The 22,442-nt window shown below is 59.0% G+C and carries 21 protein-coding genes; 12 read left to right on the plus strand and 9 right to left on the minus strand.

All coding sequences use genetic code 11. The features are described 5' to 3' along the window. Positions 1-22: 22 nt before the first annotated feature. Entirely contained in the window at positions 23-1,594 is a 1,572-nt protein-coding gene (locus ACIQJ2_RS07480; RefSeq protein WP_400668352.1) for an acid phosphatase, read from the minus strand. 163 nt (positions 1,595-1,757) lie between these two features. On the opposite strand from ACIQJ2_RS07480, the gene ACIQJ2_RS07485 reads away from it, so the two are divergent. Then, a complete protein-coding gene (locus ACIQJ2_RS07485; RefSeq protein WP_400668355.1) occupies positions 1,758-2,996 on the plus strand; it encodes a cytochrome-c peroxidase in 1,239 nt (412 codons plus the stop codon). Between the two features lie 22 nt (positions 2,997-3,018). Here ACIQJ2_RS07485 and ACIQJ2_RS07490 read toward each other — a convergent pair whose 3' ends face one another. Beyond that, positions 3,019-3,231 (minus strand): hypothetical protein, encoded by a 213-nt coding sequence (locus ACIQJ2_RS07490; protein ID WP_199146693.1) that lies wholly within the window; start codon positions 3,229-3,231, stop codon positions 3,019-3,021. 733 nt (positions 3,232-3,964) lie between these two features. Between ACIQJ2_RS07490 and ACIQJ2_RS07495 the strand changes: the two genes are divergently transcribed. Further along, complete coding sequence (locus ACIQJ2_RS07495) at positions 3,965-4,471, plus strand: hypothetical protein (protein WP_400668358.1); 507 nt, start codon at positions 3,965-3,967, stop codon at positions 4,469-4,471. 194 nt (positions 4,472-4,665) lie between these two features. Here ACIQJ2_RS07495 and ACIQJ2_RS07500 read toward each other — a convergent pair whose 3' ends face one another. Beyond that, positions 4,666-5,160: a histidine kinase gene (locus tag ACIQJ2_RS07500; RefSeq protein ID WP_400668361.1), complete on the minus strand. Its 495-nt coding sequence runs from the start codon at positions 5,158-5,160 to the stop codon at positions 4,666-4,668. Between the two features lie 388 nt (positions 5,161-5,548). Between ACIQJ2_RS07500 and ACIQJ2_RS07505 the strand changes: the two genes are divergently transcribed. The 9 genes from ACIQJ2_RS07505 to ACIQJ2_RS07545 all read left to right on the plus strand — a co-directional run bounded on the left by ACIQJ2_RS07505 (position 5,549) and on the right by ACIQJ2_RS07545 (position 14,335). After that, positions 5,549-6,517 carry an AraC family transcriptional regulator gene (locus ACIQJ2_RS07505; protein WP_199146170.1) on the plus strand — a complete coding sequence of 323 codons (969 nt, stop codon included), beginning with the start codon at positions 5,549-5,551 and terminating at the stop codon, positions 6,515-6,517. A gap of 148 nt (positions 6,518-6,665) precedes the next feature. Next, positions 6,666-8,123: an FGGY-family carbohydrate kinase gene (locus ACIQJ2_RS07510; protein ID WP_400668363.1), complete on the plus strand. Its 1,458-nt coding sequence runs from the start codon at positions 6,666-6,668 to the stop codon at positions 8,121-8,123. 37 nt (positions 8,124-8,160) lie between these two features. Beyond that, the gene (locus ACIQJ2_RS07515) at positions 8,161-9,075 is read left to right on the plus strand and encodes a sugar ABC transporter substrate-binding protein (protein ID WP_246806519.1); all 915 of its coding nucleotides are present in this window, start codon (positions 8,161-8,163) and stop codon (positions 9,073-9,075) included. Between the two features lie 24 nt (positions 9,076-9,099). Continuing rightward, positions 9,100-10,614: a sugar ABC transporter ATP-binding protein gene (locus tag ACIQJ2_RS07520; RefSeq protein ID WP_400668367.1), complete on the plus strand. Its 1,515-nt coding sequence runs from the start codon at positions 9,100-9,102 to the stop codon at positions 10,612-10,614. Then, on the plus strand, positions 10,611-11,543 hold the full coding sequence (locus ACIQJ2_RS07525) for an ABC transporter permease (protein ID WP_400668370.1): 933 nt from the start codon (positions 10,611-10,613) through the stop codon (positions 11,541-11,543). The genes ACIQJ2_RS07520 and ACIQJ2_RS07525 overlap by 4 nt, the downstream gene beginning before the upstream one ends. 1 nt (position 11,544) lies before the next feature. Then, positions 11,545-12,735: a tryptophan synthase subunit beta gene (gene trpB / locus ACIQJ2_RS07530; RefSeq protein WP_400668373.1), complete on the plus strand. Its 1,191-nt coding sequence runs from the start codon at positions 11,545-11,547 to the stop codon at positions 12,733-12,735. Next, positions 12,732-13,553: a tryptophan synthase subunit alpha gene (trpA, locus tag ACIQJ2_RS07535; protein ID WP_400668376.1), complete on the plus strand. Its 822-nt coding sequence runs from the start codon at positions 12,732-12,734 to the stop codon at positions 13,551-13,553. Before trpB ends, trpA begins: the two co-directional genes overlap by 4 nt. 213 nt (positions 13,554-13,766) lie before the next feature. Continuing rightward, positions 13,767-14,006 (plus strand): hypothetical protein, encoded by a 240-nt coding sequence (locus ACIQJ2_RS07540; protein WP_199146155.1) that lies wholly within the window; start codon positions 13,767-13,769, stop codon positions 14,004-14,006. 62 nt (positions 14,007-14,068) lie between these two features. Further along, complete coding sequence (locus ACIQJ2_RS07545; RefSeq protein ID WP_400668379.1) at positions 14,069-14,335, plus strand: hypothetical protein; 267 nt, start codon at positions 14,069-14,071, stop codon at positions 14,333-14,335. Here ACIQJ2_RS07545 and ACIQJ2_RS07550 read toward each other — a convergent pair. Together ACIQJ2_RS07550 and ACIQJ2_RS07555 are read right to left on the minus strand one after the other, a co-directional pair. Then, on the minus strand, positions 14,332-14,898 hold the full coding sequence (locus ACIQJ2_RS07550; RefSeq protein ID WP_400668382.1) for a hypothetical protein: 567 nt from the start codon (positions 14,896-14,898) through the stop codon (positions 14,332-14,334). The genes ACIQJ2_RS07545 and ACIQJ2_RS07550 overlap by 4 nt on opposite strands. 208 nt (positions 14,899-15,106) lie before the next feature. Beyond that, positions 15,107-16,201, minus strand: coding sequence for a hypothetical protein (locus tag ACIQJ2_RS07555; protein ID WP_400668385.1), 1,095 nt, complete (start codon positions 16,199-16,201; stop codon positions 15,107-15,109). A gap of 480 nt (positions 16,202-16,681) precedes the next feature. Between ACIQJ2_RS07555 and ACIQJ2_RS07560 the strand changes: the two genes are divergently transcribed. Then, the gene (locus ACIQJ2_RS07560) at positions 16,682-17,251 is read left to right on the plus strand and encodes an invasion associated locus B family protein (protein ID WP_400668388.1); all 570 of its coding nucleotides are present in this window, start codon (positions 16,682-16,684) and stop codon (positions 17,249-17,251) included. An 85-nt stretch (positions 17,252-17,336) separates the two neighbouring features. Here ACIQJ2_RS07560 and ACIQJ2_RS07565 read toward each other — a convergent pair whose 3' ends face one another. The 4 genes from ACIQJ2_RS07565 to ACIQJ2_RS07580 are packed head-to-tail and all read right to left on the minus strand — an operon-like array spanning position 17,337 to position 22,380. Next, the gene (locus tag ACIQJ2_RS07565) at positions 17,337-18,854 is read right to left on the minus strand and encodes an amidohydrolase family protein (protein ID WP_400668391.1); all 1,518 of its coding nucleotides are present in this window, start codon (positions 18,852-18,854) and stop codon (positions 17,337-17,339) included. Between the two features lie 15 nt (positions 18,855-18,869). Continuing rightward, entirely contained in the window at positions 18,870-19,760 is an 891-nt protein-coding gene (locus ACIQJ2_RS07570; protein ID WP_400668393.1) for an ABC transporter permease, read from the minus strand. Beyond that, positions 19,757-20,794 carry an ABC transporter permease gene (locus ACIQJ2_RS07575; protein WP_400668395.1) on the minus strand — a complete coding sequence of 346 codons (1,038 nt, stop codon included), beginning with the start codon at positions 20,792-20,794 and terminating at the stop codon, positions 19,757-19,759. Before ACIQJ2_RS07575 ends, ACIQJ2_RS07570 begins: the two co-directional genes overlap by 4 nt. A gap of 2 nt (positions 20,795-20,796) precedes the next feature. After that, on the minus strand, positions 20,797-22,380 hold the full coding sequence (locus tag ACIQJ2_RS07580; RefSeq protein ID WP_400668398.1) for an ABC transporter ATP-binding protein: 1,584 nt from the start codon (positions 22,378-22,380) through the stop codon (positions 20,797-20,799). Between the last annotated feature and the right edge of the window lie 62 nt (positions 22,381-22,442).

Consider the following 22,442-nt stretch of genomic DNA (forward strand, 5'->3'; position numbering starts at 1 on the left):
ACGTTATTTCAGCCCTCCGGCTTTACTTGTCCTTGAGGACCAGCGCACTTGTCAGATCGCCGAGCGGCTTCTGTTTATGGGCTGCAACCGCTGCGTCGCGAACCGTGATGCCATGGAGGGTCGGCAGCTGGAAGCGGTGCGTGATGAAGCGCAGGATCGAGGTCGTGTCCATCGGCGTGTGATCGACATATCCGTGCCGCGCATAGGGTGAGACGATAATGGCCGGGATACGCGAACCGGGGCCCCAGCGATCGCCCTTGGGCGGCGCGACATGATCCCAAAGACCGCCGTTCTCGTCATAGGTGACAACGACCAGCATGTGCTGCCATTGCGGGCTCTTTTCGAGATGCGCAATCAGATCGGCAATGTGGGCGTCGCCCGCCTGGACATCTGCATAGCCGGAGTGTTCGTTGAGATTGCCTTGCGGCTTGTAGAAGGAAACCTGCGGCAGCGTGCCGCCGTCGATCGCCTTGATGAATTCGGCGCCGCCCAGGCCGCCGTCCCTCAGGTGTTCGGCTCGGGCAGGAGTGCCAGGAGCGAAGTTGGCATAATAGTTGAACGGCTGGTGATGATATTGAAGGTTCGGAACGGGTTCCTTGTTGCCGTTGTCGAGCACATCCTGCCAACCGCCGCCATACCACGCCCATGTCACATGCTTGAGGCTGAGCATATCGCCGATGGTGGGCTCGGTCTGCGGCGGCAAGGTTGTCGGCTTGTTCGGGTCTGCGAGTGCCTTGTCGCCGCCTGCCGCCGGACCGTTGCCGCTGGGCTGATAGGGCGGCTGCATCGTGTTCACGGCGTAGAAATCAGGAGTGAGGTTGCCGTCTCCGACGAATTTCGGAATGCCATCGACCGCAGATTTCGGCGAGTTGGGCGCAGCCTTGAGCGTTACCCCATCCGGCTCGACGACGGCGATGGAAGGCTTGGCGGCACTGGTATCGGCGTTGGGATAATAGGGAGCGCAGGCGCAGATCAGCCATTGGTGGTTGAAGAAGGACCCGCCAAAAGCACCCATGAAGAAATTGTCGGCCAGCACATATTTCTGGGCGACCTTCCACATCGCCGTCTTCGAGCCGTCCCAAAGGCTCATCGTCAGTGCGCCTGAATCCGCGTAAGCGACGAATTTGTCATTGCGTCCGCCGTCTATCTGCATCTGGTTCTGATAATAGCGGTGCCAGAGATCGCGCGTAATCGCATTGAGGGTGAGATTGAACCCCTTGGGATCGTCCGCATGGAACGGCCGATTGGGAAGATGCTCGGTCTCTGCCTGCGTTATCGGGGGTGTCACGCCTTTGGCAGTGAGTCCCTCCCAGATCGGCGGCAGTTCGCGGAAGGGCTTGCCATCGCGGTCGCGCTGCGTACGTGCACCTACCGATGCTTTTGATAGGCCGTTGGCACCCGGGAAGCTGCCATAGAGATTGTCGAAGCTTCGGTTTTCCGCATAAATCACCACGACGGTGTCGATTAATTTCAGATCGCTGGCGGCACTCTCGGCTGGTACTGCCTTTGTGCCGGAACTGCCGGCAAAAGCTGGGCCAAGAGCGGCCACGGAAAGACTTAACGTAAAGGCGGCCGTAGCGGTGATCGACTTCATTTGAACCTTCCTCCAGGATGTCGGTGGATGCGCCTCCACCTCGATAAGGCAGCTTATCGGCGTGATTAGGCAACGCAAGCGTTAATGGAAATGATTCTAAAATGCGGCTACCGATGCTTCGAGACGAGATGCGACATTGCTGCGAGGAGACGTGGCCATAGCGATGCAACTGAAATTTCGCAGAGGGTTATGGCTAGGGGCAGGGGCCGCCGCGGCATTCCTGCTGCTACTGACATCCGCGCACACGGGTCAGGCTCTGTCGCGCTCGGAGGTGCGACAGCAATCCTTGGCCTTGGCGGCGCTTGGGAAGGCTCTCTTCTTCAATCCCTCTCTCTCCGCGTCTGGCAAAATGGCCTGTTCATCCTGTCACGATCCCGGCCATGGTTTCGGGCCGGCTAATGATCTGGCGGTACAGCTCGGCGGCGGTGACCTGCAAAGGCCCGGGTTGCGGACGGTGCCTTCGCTCAAATATCTACAGGTCGTCCCATCGTTCACCGAACATTTCTTCGAATCCGAGGACGAGGCCGACGAAAGCATAGACAACGGCCCCACTGGCGGCCTCACCTGGGATGGCCGGGTCGATCGCGGTCGTGAGCAGGCCAAGATCCCGCTGCTCTCCGATTTCGAGATGGGAAATAAAAGCGAAGTCGAGGTGGGACGACATGTACTCGCAGCCGGTTATGGCAACGCGATCGCCGATATTGCCGGCCCGAACGCGCGCATAGATCCCGCAATGGCCTTTCGCACTGCGCTTAAGGCGCTGGAAGTCTTTCAGCAGGATTATCGCACCTTCTATCCTTACTCGAGCAAATACGACGCAGTACTGGCCGGCAACGCCGTGCTTACCCCGCAGGAGGCAAGGGGCCTGGAACTGTTCAACGCGCCTGAGAAAGGGAATTGTGCCTCCTGCCATATCAGCGAGCGCGGAAACGACGGCACGCCGCCTCAGTTTACCGACTATGGGTTGATCGCTATCGGCGTGCCACGCAATCGTGACATTCCCGCCAACAGGGATCCGGCATTCCATGACCTCGGCCTGTGCGGTCCTTTGCGTACCGACTTCGTAGGGCGCGAGGACTATTGTGGGCTTTTCCGCACGCCAACGTTGCGCAATGTCGCCTTGCGTAAAGTTTTTTTCCACAATGGTGGCATTCATTCGTTGAAGGATGCCGTCCGCTTTTATGTCGAGCGGGAGACCCATCCGGAGCGATGGTATTCCCGCAAGCCGGATGGCAGCGTCGACAAGTATGACGATCTTCCGGAAGGCGCGAAGGCGAACATCAATACCGATCCGCCCTTCGATCGTAAGGCTGGCGACGAGCCGGCATTATCACCGGCCGAGATCGATGATGTCGTCGCATTTCTCGGCACGCTCACCGATGGTTATGACCCGCCAAAGTAAAGAGCGAAGCACTTGTTCTGCTTTACGTATGCTTCCGCATGGCTGGCAAATCGAGCAAGCCGGTAACAGTCTCAGCGCCCTTGCCGGAGACCTTCACGTTGCCCGCATCGTCTATTTCGAGCTCCGCTCCGTTCGAGAAACTGAGAGACCAGCCATCGCCGCGGTCCGTGCGGCGCCGGTCCGTCAGCTCAATACCGGAAGCGGTGACTACCGCAATTGCTTTATCGACATCCATAGCTGTCACCCAGTTGGTTTAGGATAGTGAACTGCTCCGAAGGCTTCAGCGCGCATGTCGGCTTCCCGTTGTTCCCATCCGATAAGGCCTGGCGTTTGCACCTGCTATATCGCTCATGAGGTTACATGCTGCCGGAAGGAATAACTTCTCGCGCTGATGATATCTTCGGCGATACCCAGGGTATGCAGTTTCGTCAGACCTGGCAATGCGTGCCTGACATGGCGCGTTCGTATTCGTTGGCGACAAACGATCCCGCCTCGACACAGCCACCACCCAGTTGTTAGCCAGCCGCGTCCAATTTAGTTCCATAACAAACCTTATCTGATTTTTATGCGACAAAGGGGTGGGTTCAAGGATGAAGTGCGACCTGAGAATGTTGGTTCACAATAACGAAGTGCTATGCGCACCGACACCTTGCCGAAAAGCACCCTACTTTGCCAAATCTGAGCGGCAAAGGCGGCAGCAGCCACGTCTGGCACAATTAAAGGTAGCTGTCCCTTTATTCAGTGGCCATTCATAAACACGCATCATCATGGTTATCTCTACTTAGGAGCGGCCCTCAAGGAGGTCTCATGAAAAGCTATGTCCTGTTGGCCACAACCCTCGCGGTCTCGCTAGCCTTCATAGCACCACCGAGGCGCTCAAGATCTCCGTCGACCCTCGCGCATATGAGTATTACTTTCAGGCGACAGAGAAACTGAAGCAGGAGGCGGAGGACCTGAAGCAGGCTGGGGTGGAAGTCATCTATTACGGGGGTGGTTATTCCGAAATTGGCGTGCTTGCGCGCCAATTGCAAGACATCTCCGTCAAGCCGCAGATCATTGGTGGCGATGCCTTGTCGAACGTCGATTACCAAGGCCTTTATAAAAAGGAAGCGGATGGCACTATCTTCACCGATGCGCCCCGCGAGACGCTGACCACCGATTTAGAGAGCGCCCGTGCGGCACTCAACGCGCATGACATCCCCTCACAGGACTTGGCGCTGCGCTCCTACGCCGCCGTCCACCAGCTGGCAGCCGGCATTAAAGATGAATTGTGCTACGGTCACTACCAATTCAGCCTCATCACTAACATCAAGGATGGCAAAGCAACGATCTATCTCGACCCCAGGGCCGTTGCAGTCAGAATGAACGCGGACGAGGGTATTCTGGTCGAGAACGATAAGGTGACTGGAAACAGGGAGGCACCGACCTTCTCAATCTACACGTGGAAAGCCGGCAGGATTGTTCCAATCGATTAGCCCTTCCCTGAGGCAAATTAAAGTCGCAGTGAGGTTTATATGCCGAAGATGAGCGATTGATGCTGCCGTCAGACGCACTCGGCACTGTGTTCTTGTTACGCTGGCAAATTATGGTGCGCGACAATGACAGTTAGCTAAGAAATTCAAAAGTTCAGGTGGCAGCGGCAACAAGCTGACCGCTGCCACCGACGAAGTTACTGAACCGGCTTGATCGAGGCGACGATTGCCTTGACTTCGGCATCGTGCTTGTCTTCAGCTCCCTTGTCTCCCCAATAGGTCACAACGAGAGCGTTGTCAGCGCTTACCTGAATGATGAGCAAGCCTACGCTAATTGGGCCGTCGTCATCCTTACCATCCCACTCCAAGGTGCCCATCTGCATACCGTTGACCTCGGTAGTGGGCGTCTCCTTTTTAGTTGAGGGATCGATCGTTACTTTGTTCTTTGCCAGAAAATCGATGGCATCGGTAACAACCTTGTCGATGGACTTGTTGGTGGCAACGTCGACTGAAAGATAGACCGCAGAATCACTCGTCGTTCCCTGGACACCGCTGTCGGTTTCTTCCGGCTTCCAGCTATCCGGAATGGTGATGCTTGCGACGGGCTTTTCGTCGGGAAATTTGAAGGTTGCAGCGTGCGCCGCGAGAGGAGACGTGAATGCAAGCAAGGCCAATACGATAATCTTCTTCATGACAGAATCCTTAGAGCTTAACGCCTATGTGCAGGGCGGCTCTCAGGCTTCTAAACAGAACATGTTAAGATCGTAACCATGTGGTGAACAATAAATCCGATTTAACGGGAGAAAAATTGGCTGAGATATTCCATTAATACTTGCCAACCCCAATCCCGCATAGATCATCGGTTGTAGGCCACGTCTGTTCGGTTCCTCAAGATCTTATCGCAAGCACTGCCTCACTTGAATCTTGACGAGAGACGACCCTTTAGAGAAAACGCAAGGCCAAACCAACCAGAACTGAAGAAACGGCGTGTCCCTGCCCTAAGCGCTGTTACAACACGTGCTGCGATCCTTGCGATCAACGGAAGCCGCTGCAATATTGTCGAGCGCGTGAGGAGTATGGATGGCAGACGTTTCGGCATTGGAGGTCAAAGAAAAGAGGGCGACGATACTGGGAGAGGCAGAAGCCCACCTAGTCGCCTCCTATTGCGATCACCGCCTGGCGCCTGCCTACAAGAACGAAACCGTCGATTTCCGCCATAGACACCTGCAGTTTGGGAGTTCGGGATTCAATTTCCTGCAATACGGCCAGGAAGTTTCTGTGAGTTCTCGCGGCTTCGAAGAATTCTATATGCTTGAAATGCCGCTGGCCGGCGGCGTCGACATTGCGTTCGGCACGGAGCGCCTCCGCTCCGAACCCGGCAAGGCGCTCATCCTTTCGCCAGGCCCCAAATTCCATTCACGCTGGCGGGAAGGAACGCGCCAATGGATGTTGCAGATCGACCGCAAGCTGGTGGATGAGCGCCTGACACAAATCGCGCGTCGGCGACGCAGCGGAGACCTCGTCTTCAATCCGGTCATCGATCTTGCGACCCCCCATGGGCGCCACTTCACCTTTCTGCTGCATATTTTTTCCGACATGCTGGCAGAAGCTGCCGACCCTGTCGAACATGAGACCATCAGCCCTGTACTCACGTCGGTGGTCGACGAACTCCTGCGCAATATTGCCTTTACCAGCGGCGCATCCGTTGTCCCCGAACGGCTGCAAGCCTCCCCCCGCCATGTAAAGCAGGCAATGGATATACTGAAATCGCGCTACGCGGAGCGACTGGTGATGTCTGCCATAGCGAACGAAATCGGCATATCCGAACGTGCGCTCTACGACGGTTTTCACACCTACTATCAGCGCACACCACACGAAATCCTCACTCGAATCCGCATGGAAGAAGCACGACGTTTGATCCGCAACGATGGTCTTGCGGCCGCCCAGGCGGCGAGAAGCGTGGGGCTTCATCATCTCGGCAGGTTCTCGGCGACATACAAGGATACCTTTGGCGTACTTCCCTCGGCTGATATCCGCCAGGACCGTTAGGCGCACGCGCAGGCAGTCCGGACTATCCATATCCTGCAGAATTCGCATCTGCTGGTGCTTTGCCGGCGGCAAACTCCCATGACAGTTCCATGACGCAAGCTTAAGGTCCGCCCAATCGCTGCAATTGGTTGGCGGCCTGGAGAATAGAATGCTCATCGGCTTGGATATTGGCTCGACCTCCGTCAAGGCAGCGCTGTTCGCGATGGACGGCAGGGTGATCGAGCATCATAGCCACAGCTATCCCACCTCACGGCCAGGTCCCGGCATGGTCGAACAGGATCCCCAACATTGGCTGGATGGGATTCATGACGCGATTGCCAGTCTGCTTTCTGGACGCAACCCGGAAGACATCCGTGCAGTCGGCATCTGCAGTCAGGTAAACACGGATGTCTTTGTCGACAACGGCGGCAAACCATTGATGCCCGCAATCAGCTGGCAGGACATCCGCGCCGGAGCGGAAGCTGCGAAGCTCGACGCAACGATCGCGCCCGCCGAGAAACAGGAATGGTGGGGCGCAGAACTGCCCATCGGGGCGAGCCATGTGCTTGCCAAGATGATGTGGCTTGCGAAACACCATCCGGATCTCTGGGCTCAAACGCATCAGGTTCTGTCGGCCCGCGATTTCTGCCTTTTGCAGCTTACGGGGCAAGCGGTATCCGATCCGATTTCGGCCTTCGGCCAGGTTGGGCTGGATCATCAATATATCGAAGCGCTGATCGATCGGGTGCCGGGTGCGAAGGCCAAGCTGCCGCCGCTCAAGCATTTCACCGACATTGCTGGCGAGATGACATTGGGGGCCTCTGGACACCGGGTCCCCGTCATCACCGGCACCATGGATGCGTGGGGCAACCTCTTCGGCTGCGGTGTATTCCGTCCGGGACAAGGAATGTATGTCAGCGGGACGTCCGAAATCCTTGCCCTCGCCGGCTCGGAGCGCATCGGCGCGCCCGGGATCGTTACCTTCGCGACGATCGAGGGGCTTGTGGTCAACGCCGGCCCCACACAGAGCGGCGCGGATTCCTTGCGCTGGTGGGCCGCGACAGCCGGTGTCGAGCCGGGTGATATCCCTGCCCTCGCTGAAAAAGCGAGCCGCGCCGACAGACCGATCCTGTTCTTGCCGCATCTCGAAGGAGAACGCGCGCCGCTTTGGGATTCCGAAATCCGCGGTGCCTTCATCGGCCTCGACAGTCGTACGAGTGCGCCACAATTCGCTCTCGCGGTGCTGGAAGGTGTCGCACTTGCGGCTCGCCACTCCATGAGCTCTCTGGTCGAAGCCGCCGGATTTCGCCCCGACTACATGCTCTATGGCGGCGGCGGCGCCCGGTCCGATCTGTGGAGCCAGATCCGCGCGGACTGCCTGGGCATACCGCTGCATCGCTTCAGCTTCACCGATGTCGGTTGCCTTGGCGCGGCCATTCTCGCAGCCGTCGGTATCGGCGCATTCCAGTCGATCGCCGAAGCCGTGCCGGCCATGACCCGTGTGGAAAGGGTGTTTGAACCCGATCCGCGCCAAAAGGCGCGCTACGACGCAATGTTTCAAGCCTATCTGCGAGCGATCGATGCGCTCCGCCCCATCGGTATCATCCATACCGATGGGCAACCATAACCAGCATTATCGTCACTTTGGGAAGAGGAGCATGAAATTGAAAAGACTAGCAATCTGGGGAAGCGTTGCCGCTCTGTTGTCATCCGCCTCCATGGCGTTTGCCACGAACGTCACCATCCTGACGCCCTACATCAGCTCAGTGCCGACCAATGAAATGGCACAGAGCTTCAAGGCACAGGGCGAAAAGCGCGGCTGGACCGTCAGCATCATCGATACGCGCAACGATTTTGGCCAATTGGCATCGCGCATGGAGGATACGATCAATGCCAAAGCCTCCGCGATCGTATTGATTTCGGCAGATCCGGCGCAGATCGGCGATCAGGTCGAACTGGCGGCGAAATCAGGCATTCCAGTGATCTCGCTCGACGGGTCGAAGAACGCGAATGTCGCAGTCAACGTCACGTCCAACAATTTCGATCTCGGCACGCAGCTTTCGGACGCGCTGTTCAAGGCGCTCGGCGGCAAGGGAAATATCGTCAAGTTCTTCCATTCGGCGCATCCGGGCGTGCATCAGCGCGAATTGGCGCTTGATGAGGCGCTCAAGAAGAATCCGGATATCAAGGTCATCGCAGACCATTTCGTCAAGGTTCCAGGCCCCGTCGATGACGGCCGCGTCGCCATGGAAAACATCCTTCGCCAGCACGGCGATGACATCAACGGTGTCTGGGCGGCTTGGGACGATCCCGGCGTCGGCGCCGAACTTGCGGCTGAATCGGAAAAGCCGGATGCAAAGTTCATCATCATGGGGATAGATGGCAGCCAGCAGGCAATCGACATGATCAAGTCTTGCACACGCTACAAGGCAACCTTCCGCCAGGACTTTCCCAAAATAGCCGAGATCGGCGCCGAACAGCTCGAAAAGATCCTCGGCGGCGGAAAGGCCGATAAGGATGAGATTTCCGTCCCAGCCGTCATGGTCACGCCCGAGACGCTCGGCGTGAAGTGCCCTTGACCTGAGCACTGGAGAGTTCTGGCCATGTTGCTTCAGATAAGCGGTCTCGAAAAGCGCTTCGGCGGCGTTCGGGCGCTGGCGGGCGCGGACCTCTCTGTGACCGCCGGCTCGGTTCATGGCCTGCTCGGAGAAAACGGTGCTGGCAAGTCCACACTCATCAAGACGTTGTCCGGCCTCGCCAGGCCGGATGACGGCAAGATTCTGGTCGGCGGCGAGCACACGGCGATCGAGAGCGTCCGCCAGGCCGAAGCTTTGGGTTTTCGCTTCATCCATCAGGAACTCAGCCTCGTGCCGCAATTTACCGCGGTTGAGAATGCCTTCGTCGGGCGTCCCTACCCCCGCAAAGGCCCGTTCATAGACCGTCAAGCCATGCGCCGGGTGGTGGCGGAGGCGGCCGCCAGCATCGCTCCCGATCTGCCGCTCGATGTTCCCGCCGCGCGTTTGACAACGGGACAAAAGCAGCTCGTCGAGATCATCCGCGCCTTGATGAACGATCCGGCACGGCTGATCGTCATGGACGAGCCGACGGCTTCGCTCTCCGAAGGAGAAGCACAACGTTTGCATAGAGCAGTCAGGGCGCTTGCCGCACGCGGTGTCGCTATCATCTTCATTTCTCACCGGCTCGACGAGGTGGCTGAGATCTGTGACCGCTTCACCGTGCTTCGCAGTGGAAAAACGGTCGGCACGGGCACCATGCAGGGCACGACGCGGGCGGACCTTGTGCGGTTGATGTCGGGTCGCGACGAAATCAGAAGCGGCAGATCATTGCCGCCGCCCATCGGCAAACCGGTACTCGAAGTCGAGAGGCTACCATTCGGAATGCGTGGCAACACGGTGTCGCTCTCCGTATGCGAAGGCGAAATCCTCGGCCTTTACGGCCTGGTTGGCGCCGGCCGCTCCTCTTTCATGAAGATGATCTGGGGCTCGCGGCCGACCGAGGGCGGAGCAATCCGCGTCGACGGCCACTCCTTGAGGTCAGGCGACATCCGCGCCCGTATTCGATTGGGGGGCGCCTACGTGGCTGAAGATCGTCGCAACGAGGGGCTGGTGTCGGTGCGCTCGATTGCCGAGAATCTTGCGATCAGCGATCTCAAACGCGTTCGTGCGAACCCTGCCTTGCCGATCACCAGCCGCGCCATGCTGGCCTCCCGCGCCGACGAGATCCGCGAGCGGCTCGCTGTGAAAATGAGCTCGCCCTGGGCGATGCCTCTGACACTTTCGGGCGGCAATCAGCAGAAACTCCTGTTCGGCCGCTGGTTCGGTGGGCAGATCCGACTGCTGATCCTCGATGAACCGACACGCGGCGTCGATGTCGGCGCCAAGGCGGAGATCCACGCGATCGTGCGGCAGATCGCAGCCGATGGCGCGGCCGTACTCATGACGACCAGCGACATGGACGAGCTATTCACGCTCTCGCACCGCGTCGCGGTCTTTGCAAACGGCGATATCACGGCACGGCTGGAAGGCGAGGAACTCACTCCATCCCGGATTGTCGACGCCGCATTCCATCAAGACAGCAGGAAAGATCCATCCGCATGACCGGCTTTGCCAGACAATACGGAACCCTGTTCGCGCTCGTCGCGATCATAGCCGCCTTCTCCATCGTCTCCCCGAGCGCGTTCGGCTCAATGTCGAACCTGATCAACATCACGCAGCAAATGACCTTGTTGGCGATTGTCGCCATTGGTGCGACGGTTGTGATGGCGGTCGGCGAATTTGATCTTTCGACGGCCTCGATCGTGTCCTTCGGAGGCATTTTCACGGTCTATCTCTTCAAGCTTGGAGTGCCAGCTCCCCTCGCCTGCCTGCTGGTCTTGGTGGTCGCGGCGCTTTTCGGCGCAATTTCCGGCTATGTCGTCTCGCGCTTCCAGGTGCTTTCGTTCATCGCCACGCTCGCGGTCGGCACGATCATCGGCGGCATCACTTTCTGGATCTGTGATGGCGCCACCTTGCTCGGAGACATTCCAAGCGGGTTCCGCGATATCGGACGGGGTCATACGCTGGGCCTGCCGACATTGACATGGTGGCTGATCGCCATCGCCCTGATTGTGTGGATCCTGCTCGATAAGCTGGAAATTGGCCGCAAACTCTATGCGATCGGGGGAAACCGTGAGGCGGCGCGACTGGCCGGCGTCAGGATCGTCTCCAATACCGTTGCGGCTTTCATCGTCTCGGCCGTGCTGGCGGCTCTGGTCGGAATTCTGCTGACCGCCCGCATCGGCAGCGCCAACCCTACAGGCGGAGGAGGTTACCTCCTAAGCGCCTATGCTGCCGTATTTCTCGGAATGACCGCATTTCGCGAGGGTGAAGCGAACCTGCCGGGGACCGTAGTTGGAGCCGCCATTATCGCAGTTGTCGGCAATGGCCTCACCATCCTTGGCGTATCGACATTCCTTCAGGACATCATCACCGGAACCATTATCCTCGCCGCGGTGCTCGTGCGCCGCATCGGCCAAGGGACAGCCTAATATGGCAACCGCTTCATTGAAGGAACGCCCTGGCCGGTACGGACGGTTTGGCGGGCAATTCGTTGCGCCCGTGCTCTTGCCCGTGCTGGACCGCCTGGAAGCTTCATTCGACGCAGCTTGGGAGGATCCTGGCTTTCGCCGGACGTTCGAAGACCTTCTAGGTCGATTTGTCGGCAGGCCGACGCCAATCTTCGAAACCATTGCGCTGGCGTCCGTCAATGGCGGTGCTCGCATCATCCTCAAACGCGATGACTTGACCTTCAACGGCGGCAATTACGCCAATTCAGCCCTCGGGCAAAGCCTGCTTGCCGTGCGAATGGGGCTGAGTTCCGTCGTCACCGATACGGGGTCGGGCCAAAACGGAGTGGCAGCCGCCGCCGTCGCGGCGCGGCTTGGGCTCGCATGCACGATCTACATGGGAAGCAGCGACGCGCAACGGCACCCCTCGACCATCAAGAAAATGCGCGCTTTTGGCGCCGATCTCCAAGTCGTGGAGGATGCGGACCGGACATTGAGCGCGGCAACCTCTGCCGCGATCCGCCACTGGATGGGCAATAGCGCTACGACCGCCTATCTCGCCGGTGCGCCGATCGGCGCTCACCCCTTTCCAGCCATAGTCGGTGCGTTTCAGTCGGTGATCGGCCGCGAAACCCGCCTCCAACTATTGGAAGCGGGTGTATTGCCCAAGGCGATTGTTTCGGCCGTTGGCGGGGGCTCCTCAACCCTCGGCATTTTTTCCGCGTTCGTCGACGACCATCAGGTCCGGTTGGTAGCCGTTGAGGCAGGAGGTGAAGGCGGCGAAAGCAAGCCGCATTCGTCGCGCCTTGCGAAAGGGCGGCCGGGCATTTTCCATGGTGCCGAAACGCTGGTGCTTGCGGACGAAAACGGCCAGATCCAGCCAACGGCATCCATCGCACCCGGACTTGCCTATCCCGGCTCCGCACCCGAACTTGCGGATCTCGTTGAGCGCGGCCGCGTCGAGACGCTTACTTTTACCGACGAAGACGCCCGTCAAGCGGTCCTGCGGCTTGCGATCCGCGAAGGCGTCCTGGTCTCGCTCGAAGCGGGCCACGCATTGGCCGCCGCGGAGCGCATAGCGCGCCATTATGATCGAAATGACGCCGTGGTCGTCATGGTCCCCTCCTCGGGCGACAAGGATCTCGACATCATCTGGGCGGAAAATTGCGAATGACGCAAAATCGTATCGACCTCATGTTCGCACGGCTGAAGGCGGAACGCCGCAGCGCATTCGTTACCTTTACCGTCGCCTGCGATCCCTCCTTTGACGAAAGCCTGGAGCGAATGCGGCTCCTGGCCGAGAATGGCATCGATCTGCTGGAGATCGGCCATCCCTTCTCCGATCCAATCCTGGATGGTGCGACGATCCAGCGGGCAAATCGACGTGCGCTGGCAGCGGGAGGCAGCTTGCCGCGGACATTGGACCTGTGCGCCGCCTTCCGCCTGGATAACGACGAGACACCGATCATCCTGATGGGCTACGCCAATCCTATCAGGACCATGGGCTATGACGTCTTTGCCGCGCGCGCGGCCGCCGCAGGCGTGGATGGTCTGATTGTCGCCGACCTGCCGTTGCGGGAAGCCGACGCGCTTCTCAAACACCTCAGCAAGCATGGGCTCGTCATGATCCCGCTCGCAGCGCCGTCGCTGCCGGCGGACGATTTCGTTTCGGATCATGGTGGTGTAGGCGGCTTCCTCTATTGCATCCCGGTGGTCGGGCCAACCGGCGGTCCGTCCGCATCGATCGACGTGATCGCGGGTGCGGTCGAACGCTGCCGTAGCGTTAGCGACATGCCCATCATGGTCGGTTTCGGCATCAAGACACCCGAAATGGCGGCCGCCGTCGCCAAGGTCGCAGACGGCGTAATCGTTGCGACCGCCTTGATCGAACGGTTCGAGACGATGCTTCAAGATTGCACCGGTGAGGCGTTCAACTCGACGGCTGCTCAGCTGGTCGCCGAATATCGGCACGCAATTGATAGTCGCGCCTGAGAGCTTGGCCGACCTGCCGACGTTTCGGCTCCGATGGTGATCTGCGCGTTCACGAGAGGCGGGATATAAGCCGCAAGCGCGACAACGGTCTTTGCTGGCTTCGTCTGACAATGGCTTCGAGAGAACGATGATGCCCTATGGTTGATCAGCGGTTCTCATACTTGACTCTTTCTGAAAATGAGAACATTTTGAGAACAAATCAGGGAAAAAGCCATGAGTAGCGCCGAAAAGTTCATTATCCTGCCGTATCGAAAGAATCGCGGCAACCTTGTGCCGGGCGAGATGCGTCAAGCATCCAATGCGGTCAGCGCCGAGAAGATAGCTTCGGCGATGTCCGATCGTTTCGTCGGCGTTGCGGCCTATGCGGTCATGGTGGACGAGGAGACCGGTGACATGACGTCGCCTCGCCTGCTGGTGAAGCATGGCGAGATATCGGATCTGAACGCGGCTTAGCTGTAACCGAAAACGGAATTAAGGAGCCCCGCCGGCAACCGGCGGGAACTGAGACGTGCGCCATGCGAACGACCGGCTATTTGATTGCGCCTCAAGATGCGGAGATCTTTCGGGAACTCGTCGCCTTTCTTGGCGAAGACGTTTTCGACCAGCGGCAGCGAGACGGCACTGTCGGCAAGTCCGATGTGTTTCAACGACACATCAGCCAGGCCCGAAGCGTGCTTAAGCTGCTCGACGCTTGCGATGGAAAGACCTTGTCGCAGGATGTCGCCGACCGACCCTCGTCGAAGTCACAGTCTATGCCGGCCTCCATGGGGATTGCCCTCTAGGTCGATGCCTTATCGGACGGCCACGTTACATAGTAGTACTTCCCGGCGACCCGACCGAAATAGGCTTTTTCTCCGGGGTGTTTATCCACATAAGAGCCGTCAGCGGTCTTTTGGAACGCTCCGTGATCATCGCGCTTGAGATGGTCATTCAGGAAAGTGGTCCAGTCACTCTTGGTGATATTGTCCGCCTTGGTCGGCTTGGCTTTTGAATCCTTGTCCCAGGCCGTGATTTCCTTGCCCTGCGCGGCGTCTGTCACGGTCAACTTTCCTGCCTTCAGGGCGCCGAGCATGGATTGGGAGCGCAGATAACTTTCGGGATCGTCTGTCGTCTCCGAAAGCTTGGCCTTCAATGACGCCATGAAACCATTCGTCGCGATTTCAGGCTGAGAAACGGCCGGCTGCTGGTGCGTACCGGGTGGATTCGAGACTTTTGGTGTTCCACCCGAACCGGGAGAGCGCGGAAAAACATCATAGACGCTGGGCAGCTTGCTCGCCTTCGAGTTACCGCCGCTCCTGCCCAGTAAAGCGCCGTATTTCCTGTCTGCACCGATGGAAATTGCCATTTTCAATCCGCCGAAGGTTGAAGTCACAAGACGTATCGACAGTACAGACACAACCTTGCGTGAAGCAGAATACAGGTTGAGAAGATCGCTATTTTACCAGCAATGCTGGCGAAATCTTTAAGGCTACCAATGCCTCAGGGAGCATTGGCATATGGACGCGAGCCCAAGCGAGCTCGCGTCAAACGGAATGATGTTTCCGAGATTTGGCTTACCGCCAGCTGGTGAAGTCCGACGCTACACATCCGAATGGCGCTCGCTGATCACCGAAACGCTTCTTCAGCTGCTCACAGCCCCAGCTGTTGAGGGGAGCCGGCATCATGTTGTTGATGTCCATTCCGGGGGAGTTGAATTGCGAGTCCGCACTGGTCACGTACCACACCCAATAGCCAAAAACGGCACCGATGATCAGCAATATCACGAGCAACACTCTGGCAAGCCGAGCTTTGATCGAAGGACCTTTCTTGCGCTGAGTGACAAGCTCCAATTGCTGCCCGGCCAACTCCGCAGTCAACGGCGCGAGAGCCGTTGCGCGCTCTTCTGCCGTCATGTCGATCCGCTCCAGCCGCTCATCCAGAAGAACGGGGAGAGCGGACTTTCCATGCCAGACGGCAAGCGCTACGGCATGGTCGCCCTTTGTCCCGACCAGCAAGGGCGCCTGCCCCGGCTCGAAACACGTGTGTGCGGCCCGCCCCGTCTTCCTACCGGCAATCTTGTCGGCATAGGTTACCGTCAATCGGTTGCCCGCCCGGTCGACGCCTGTAATCTCCACGGGCACAGGGACGAGTTCAGCCGGTCTGCTCAACCCGCTGCGGACGCGCCAGACACGCAAGATCTGGTATATCAGGCCGATGGAGACGCCCCCCAACAGGACTACGAACACTGCAAACGTGATGATCCGGTTCCAGAGCTTATCTATGCCGAGGCTGAGTGTCGCCAATTCCGGATGCTCGCCAGAGATGACGAGACCGGTTTCGTAGTCGCCGGTATGTGCGTCCACGAACATGATTTCTACGTCCTTGTCATAGTTCTGGCCATTATAGGCATAGTTTAGATGCGCCGAACATGTCGTGAAGAAGCCTTTTCGAGTCTCGCATTTGCCGTCGCGAATGTCGCCGCTATCGAGCATGACCGGGTTCTGGTTGATGGTCCAATCCCTCAATATGCCAGGGGCTTCCCACAGCACCACGAAGACAGTGAGTGCAATTACGATCGGCAATGAAAAGTAGCTGCCTCGCGCCGTAGTAAGTGTACCCTGAGCAAGCTTGAGGGCCCTCGGGGGAAGCTGGATAGTCGGAAATGTCATTGTGCGCCTGAAGCTCCGAGTGGTGGCATGGGCATCAGTAAAGCCGATCGAAGCCGGAGCCTCGCGTGATCCTGGGGTTCGACTTCCTACCCATATCTGCAGCGCCGTAAATAGACGGCTCGCCTCGAAGTTCAATAGCAGGTTGCAAAGATCCACCGACTTTGCAGTCAGTCCGATCACCGATGCGGGCGAAAGTTATCTTCCGTAAATGTCGCGCCCCCGACACTCAAAGTACCCGCCGTTTTGCGGCAGATTGGTGCTCACACCCGCATGTTTCATCGATGATGGAGCCGCTCTGCCATCGCTGCCTTTGACCGATGCTGCGCAGCAGCTCCAGATCGCCTCTCCGCCAAAGCCGCAATCTGTGCGAGGACTGCCAATCCTACCCCATTTGGGGGACGCACAATGGCGGAGATGACGCTACGAGATCTATAGGTTTTGATGTTCCTCTGAGGTCAGCACTCGCCCGCAAGAAACAACATGCTCAGCGACGCTCGCCTGGATTGGCAATTCGCCGCATTGGAAATCGCAATGATCGAGCAGGTTAACCGCAACATCCCGATCGCACAGCAACAACATTGCGGCGATTGGACCGTCTTCATCGAAAGCGGCGCGGTCGCCGAGGCTCCCGGAAGGCACTGCGCGATTTCTCAGACCCAATTCGATATGGACACATGCAGACGCGTCTTATCGATCGAGCTCTTTCCCGAGAACGATGGCCTGAGAGGCGCGCTCGTCCTGCCAGACGGTCTTTTGCGGCAGGATGGGGTGATATTGCAATGCGATGGGGCAGCGCCCGGACCGGTGCTACCCTTCAGCACCACAACGCGACTAGGCTGCATCGTGGAGCTGAATCTTGGCGCCGGCATGATCGCGAGCTTGCAATACGCGCATGGTCTCTACGTCAAGGCGGTCAGCGTGGAGACGGGATCGGAGGAGATTTTTCCAATTTCTCTCAATGGCTTTTTCACCGCGCTTAATCTCGCACTTTCGCTCAGCAGTTCCCGTGCCGTCACAAATGGCAAAGCACCAAGCCTACCATTTCGATAGGAGTGCCGCATTATCGAGATCTTGCCCGGCCAAGCCATCTGGTCATCTCGCCTCTTTCCCCTGACCGGCGGATAGATCTATCAGCTCAACCAGGGAAACGAAGATCGCCCTGATAGCGGTGAAGCGGCAACTTGGTCGTCGATGCGCGGCGATGAATTTCGGCCATAACTGGGGCGAACACACTGTTGCGGCGCTCAAGTTCGCCATGTTCCTGCAGCCACGCCGGCACGAGTTCGGCCAACTCGGCAAAGACGGCAGCCTCGTCTACAGTGGTCAGACGGCCCTCCTCCATGACGATGCGACCGGCGACCATAACCTTCTCTACGGACGAGCCGTTTTCCGAATAGACGAGATGCTTTGCGGCGTCGTTGAACGGCAGGAAGGGATAGGATCGCAGGTTCAGCATCATCAGATCGGCGGACTTACCGACCTCCAACGAGCCGGTGACATGCTCGAGCATCGCCGTCTTCGCGCCACCGATCGTTGCCATGCGCAGGACCTCGTCGGCTGTGACCCATTTTTCGTAATCCGGACCGGAAACGGAATGAATGAGACCGGCCACGCGCATGACATCGAAAATGCGCGCTGTATCATTGGACGACACGCCGTCTGTGCCGAGACCCAAGGTCACACCCGCATCCAGCAGGCGTCTCACCGGCGCGATACCGGCGCCAAGCTTCTGGTTGGAAATGGCGTTATGGGCTACCGAAACACCGGCATCACCCATCAGTGACATGTCTTCGTCGCTGACCCAGACCGAATGCGCGATCGTGGTGTTGCGCCGCAGAAGTCCCAGATCCTTCATGTATGCGATGAGGCTCTTGCCGTGCAATTCGTGGCCGGTGACCGCCTGCGTGCGGGTTTCCAGCACGTGAGTGTGAAACGGGACATGTTTTGCCACCGCCAGCTCCATGCAGGCCATCATAAGTTCCGGTGTGCAGCGCTGCGGCGCAGACGGCGCGATCATGAAGTTCACGCGCCCTGCACGACCATGCAGACCGTCAAATGCGGATTTGCAGAAATCGACATAGGCGTCAGCCGTCATCGCAGGTCCGAAGTCGAGCAGATCCTGCAAGTCTGCCGGCATCACCTCGCGCGCGAACGGCAAGGCATCGAGCGTGTGAATGTTCATGGCCGCGCTGGAAACATTGGCGCGAATGCCTGCGTCTTCATAGGCTCGAAATACCGTACCGAGCCGGTCGAGATCATGGGCCGGCGGATCGAAGAAATCGTCGCAGAGGGTCGTGACACCGTTGCGTAGCGACTCCATCGCCAGCAACAGGCTTCGCAAATAGAGCAGCCGCTTGCCGATCGGGTCGTTCGCCAGAAGCGGATAGGCATAGAGAAGCCAGATTTCCAGCGGCATGCCTTCATAGCGGCCACGGAAGAAGGTTTCGCTGGAGTGCGTATGGGCATTGACGAGACCCGGCATGACGAGCCGGTCGCGACCGTCGATGATGCGAGCGCCATCGGGCGGAATGAGGTTGGGACCGATTGCGGCGATCAAACCGTCGCTCACCAGGATGTCTCCGGCGAACGGCTGCGTCCCATGGGCAGCATCGACCGCAAGGATCTTGGTGTTGCTGATCAAAATCTTGGTCATGACGCTTCCCCTCTCCTATTGGTCCTTCAATTCGCCAAAGCTTCCCGCTGTCTTGGAACCGCTCAGCCGGCCGGAAAGCCAGACACCAAATACGGTGGCGAGATAGGGCAGCGCTTGCAGCAGGTCGTGCGGAACCTTATCTCCGAACATCAGCTGGGCGCGGATGCCGAGCGCACCAGCAATGGCAAAGAAGAGTGCAGCCAACGTCGCGCCGACGGGATGGGCCGCTCCGAAGATGACGGCGGCAAACGCCATGAAACCACGCCCCGCCGTCATGCCTTGTGCGAAGAACTGCAGGCTTCCTGCCGCAAGCTCCGCTCCGCCAATGGCACACAGCACTCCGCCGATCGATAAGGCCAGGAGACGCATGCGCTGCGGTTGAATGCCAACACTTCGTGCGGCAAAGGGATGCTCGCCACTGGCCGCAAGTTGCAGACCGAAACGGCTGCGCCGCAGCAGAAGCCACATGGCGAAAACGACAAATGGCATTGCGGCAACGAAGATCGACAGCACACCGTAGGAACCGAATGCCGGTCCGAGCTTCGGTACGCCAAAGGGCGCCGTCACGGTCCCCTGGCTGCCGAAGATCGATTCCACCGCCAGCGCCGTGCCGCCGATACCGAGGCCGGTCAACCCAAGCCCGGCAATGATCGGATTGGCCTTCAGCTTCTCGATGACGAACCACAGGAGCATCGAGGCAGCCACACAAAACACAATGGCAATGAGGATCGCCAGTACGAAAGAGTGCGTCAACATGATGCCGAGAATGCTGGCGCAGGCACCGATGATCATCAGTCCCTCAAGGCCGAGGTTCCACACGCCTGCGCGTTGTGCGATGACCCCGGCAAGCGTCACGTAAACCAGAGGCGTACCGGAACGCAGAATGGCGATGATGATGTCATTCATTGCGGACGTCCTCCCAGACGCAGAAGCTTCTCGACGACGTTGGATCTGGCCGTGATGAAGAGCGCGATGGCGGCATTGATGATGTCGATCGCCGCAGCCGGCAGACCTGCCATGATCGGCAGGTAGAGCGCGGCGGATGCCAGGCCTCCGAAAAAGATCGAGACGACGGCCGTGCCGACCACCGAGAGATTGGCGACAAGCGCGATCAGGATCGCGGTGAAGCCGTGCGTCGGCAAGAATCCTGACGCGATACGGCCATTGGGACCCATCAGCTCGATCGTTCCGGCAAGGCCCGCCAGCGCACCGGAAATGATGAAGCTCGACAAGCCAAGCTGCCAGAGCTTCGCACCCTGCCAGCGCACCATCGTACCGTTTCGGCCGGCAAGGCTTGCCAGCACGCCGAAGCTGGTGCGGTTGACGAGAAGCCACATTGCGACCCCGACAACGAGCGCGATGCCGATGATCGCCGGAGAGAGACCGAGCGAGTTGGAAATGCGATATGCCGCATCGATTGGACGGCTCGACGCCTGCTGGCCGGTGCCCGACGGATCCTTGAGCGGACCGGATGTGACGTAGACCAGAAGCAGCCCCGCCATGAAATTGCCCATCAGCGTGGTGATCACCTCGTCTGTGCCGGAACGCAGCTTCAGGAGACCCGGCCAGAGCGCCCAAAGCGCGCCACCCGCCATGCCGGCCAGAAAGTTCAGCGGCACGACAATGATGACAGGACCGCCACGCAAGGCCTCCGCCGCGAAGGCCGCGGAGATCGCTCCGACATAGAACTGCCCCTGTGCACCGATGTTGAAGAAGCCGGCGCGGAAGGAGATGCTGACGCCGATGGCCGTAATGAATAATGGCAGCGCCCATCTCAAACTTTGCTCGACAGCGCCGGGTCGCAAAAATGCGCCGTCGGCAACGGCGATCAGCATTTGCGGTGCGTTATAACCGGCGAACTGGAAGAGCACGGCGCAGAGGATCAGCGAGAGGGCCACAAAGACCAGGCTGCGGAGAATGACGACAAGCTTGTTCTTCATCGTCAGGCTCCAGCAGCGACGGATGTCGCGCCGACCATGGCGGCGCCGACAGACTGAATGTCGTATGGGCCGGTGAACTCACCGGCGATGCGGCCGGAGAGCATGACCACCACACGGTCGGAAATATCGAACAATTCGTCCAGGTCCGAAGAGATCAACAGGATCGCGGCTCCTTTGTCGCGCGCTTCGCGCAACGCTTTCCAAACGAAAGCCGTGGCGCCGATATCGAGCCCCCGCGTCGGCTGGGCGGCAATGATGAGCTTGGCGTCCACATCGATTTCACGCGCCAGAATGACCTTCTGAGCATTCCCGCCCGAGAGCGAGCCAGCATGCTGTGCGGAGGTGTGGTAGTGAACGCCCCAATTCTTCAGCGAACCGTCACAGAGCGCGCGGATGCGAGCGGGGTTGACGAATTTCAACAGGGATCCCTGCAGCAACTCGCGGGCGCTCCAGTTTTCCCAAAGAGAACTCGTCAGACTGAGGCCTTCCACATTGCGTTCGAACGGAATGATCCGCAGCCCTGCGCTTCGTCTAGCTGCCAGCGCCTTCGTCGTGACGTCCTGCCCGGCGAGCGCGATCGTGCCGCCCGACAGAGCCGCGAGGCTGGCAATCGCACGCACCAGCGTTTTCTGACCATTGCCCTCGACACCGGCGATGCCGACGATTTCACCGGGTTGGATGGACAGGCTCACATGGTCGAGCGGTGCCCCCTCGTCGTCCGGAACGGTGGATACCGACTTCATCGTCAATACCGGCCGCTGGGCAGCGCAGGCGGAATTTCCACGGAGCTGGATGTCTCCGGGTTCGCCGACGCCAAGCAACGCGTCCCTGTCCTTTGTGCTCTGCGGACGCGCCGCATCGCCAACAATCAGCGCCGTCAGTTGTTCGGCCGTGAGACCGGCTTTCGGCAATGGGCCTTCGACGCGCCGACCACCGCGCAGCACGCTGATCGTGTCGGCTATGGCGAGGACCTCCCGGATCTTGTGAAGAATGAGAATGACGGTAACGCCGCGCTCCTTCAGTCTCTGCACGCGGGCGAAGAGCGTTTCGATCCCGGCGGGAGAGAGAACGGCAGTCGGTTCGTCGAGGATCAATACTTTCGCATCGGTGACAAGAGCGCGGGCGATCTCGATGCTCTGCTGCGTCTCGACCGGCAGATCGCGAATACGTCGCGAAAGATCGACCTGGATATCGAGGCTCTGCAAATGCGCCCGCCATTTCTGAGCCAGTGCCTTGCGCGAATAAATGCCTCCATGACCCGGCGCACCGAACTCCATCACTTCGGCAACCGTAAAGGATGGCGGCAGAGCAAAGCTCTGATGGACAAGTTCGACGCCCGCTTCGCGGCTGTCGCGCACATGGCCTGTGCGGATGACCCGCCCGGAGATTTCGACCTGCCCGGCGGTCGGCTGCACGAGGCCCGATGCAACACGGGCGAAGGTTGTTTTGCCAGCGCCATTCTGGCCGAGAACGGCATGGATGAGGCCTGCCTCGAATTCGATCGAAACGTCCGAAAGCGCGGTCACATCGCCATAGCGGACGGTTACGTCGCGGCATGCGAGCGCCGGCGGTGAGTGATTGGACATGAGAAGCTTCCCGACATGACTAAGCGGCTCCGGCGTATCGCCGGAGCCCAACATGCTCGAGC

Origin of the sequence: Rhizobium sp. NPDC092011, from assembly GCF_044756305.1 — a bacterium.
Lineage (GTDB): Bacteria > Pseudomonadota > Alphaproteobacteria > Rhizobiales > Rhizobiaceae > Rhizobium.